This window comes from Nocardioides bruguierae (assembly GCF_023554635.1).
GTDB classification, from domain to species: Bacteria; Actinomycetota; Actinomycetes; order Propionibacteriales; family Nocardioidaceae; genus Nocardioides; species Nocardioides bruguierae.
The window spans coordinates 1-1,249 of the sequence record NZ_JAMJPH010000047.1 but is presented as its reverse complement, the minus strand read 5'-3'; the positions used below and the strand labels follow the sequence as shown (position 1 = coordinate 1,249).

Here is a 1,249-nt window from a genome sequence, read left to right as displayed (position 1 = left end):
GGTGGATTCAGCCTGTCGTCGCAACAGGTGGATCTGACTCGCCCGACAGTAGTGCGTCGAGTTCCTCCGCGGGGGTGCGCCACTTCAGTGTCTTGCGAGGACGGGCGTTGAGCTCGGCGGCGATCTGATCGAGCATCCCGGGTCCGTAGAACGAGAGGTCCTCGCCCTTGGGGAGGTACTGGCGCAGCAGGCCGTTGGTGTTCTCGTTGCTGCCCCGCTGCCAAGGCGAGTGTGGATCGCAGAAGTAGATCGACAGTCCAGTGGCCTCCGCGATCTGGACATGGTGAGCCATCTCCGAGCCCTGGTCCCAGGTCAGTGATCGACGTAGCTGCTCGGGCAGCATGGCCATCTTCGCCACCATCGCTTCCTGGACTATGTCGGCGGTGTGGCCGCCCGGCAGGTGCAGCAGCATCACGAACCGGGTGCTGCGCTCGACCAGCGTCCCGACCGCGGACCCTGACTGAGTGGATCCGAGGATCAGATCACCTTCCCAGTGCCCCGGGACCGCGCGATCCTCGACCTCAGGAGGCCGTTCGCTGATCATCACCATCCCCGCGAACCGCTGCCGGCGCTGATCTGGCTGGCGGTGGGGTTTGCGTAGCGTGCGGCCGGTGCGCAGGTGGCGGGCAAGTTCTCGCTTCAGTCCGCCTCGGGACTGCACGTACAACGACTGATAGATCGTCTCGTGCGACACCCGCATCTCCGCATCGTCGGGGAAGTCCTCACGCAGTCGCCGGGCGATCTGCTCGGGGCTGTGGTTCTGTCCCAGTCGATCTTGCACCTCGTGCCGCAGCCGCAGGCTGGTGGCCAACTTCGCGGGCTTGGGACGCCGAGCACGCCGGTCGGCCTTGCTCTGTGCGTTGACCGCACCGTAGTTGTCTTTCGGACCCCGAGCGGTGGCGTTGCGGGCCAGCTCCCGCGTGATCGTCGACCGGTGACGCCCCAACCTCCTCGCGATCTCTGCGGGACGGACCTTCGCGGCATGCAGCGCCTCGATGCGGCACCGCTCCGCATAGCTCAACGACCTGGACGGCTCCACCAGTCTCGGTTTCACGCCGCCAGACTCGGTCAACCAACGCAGCACGATCCGATCCGACACTCCAAGCGCCGCTCCGGCATCAAGCCAGGACCGATGCTCAGGAACCAGCTCCCAGAAAGCTCTCTCGACGCTCCGCCGTACCCGCGGCCGGCCTCCGACACCCATACACCCCTCCAGGGCTAGGTGTTGCGACCACCGCATGAACCCAAG

The 1,249-nt window shown here is 66.1% G+C and carries 1 protein-coding gene; it reads right to left on the bottom strand.

Annotation, left to right across the window (positions count from 1 at the left end):
- Positions 1–7: 7 nt before the first annotated feature.
- The gene (locus tag M8316_RS20325; RefSeq protein ID WP_372490617.1) at positions 8–1,240 is read right to left on the bottom strand and encodes an IS30 family transposase; all 1,233 of its coding nucleotides are present in this window, start codon (positions 1,238–1,240) and stop codon (positions 8–10) included.
- Positions 1,241–1,249 lie beyond the last annotated feature (9 nt).

What these genes read in the sequence shown, in the direction of transcription:
- M8316_RS20325 (WP_372490617.1), bottom strand. Translation starts at nt 1,240, where the DNA reads ATGCGGTGGTCGCAACACCTAGCCCTGGAGGGGTGTATGGGTGTCGGA.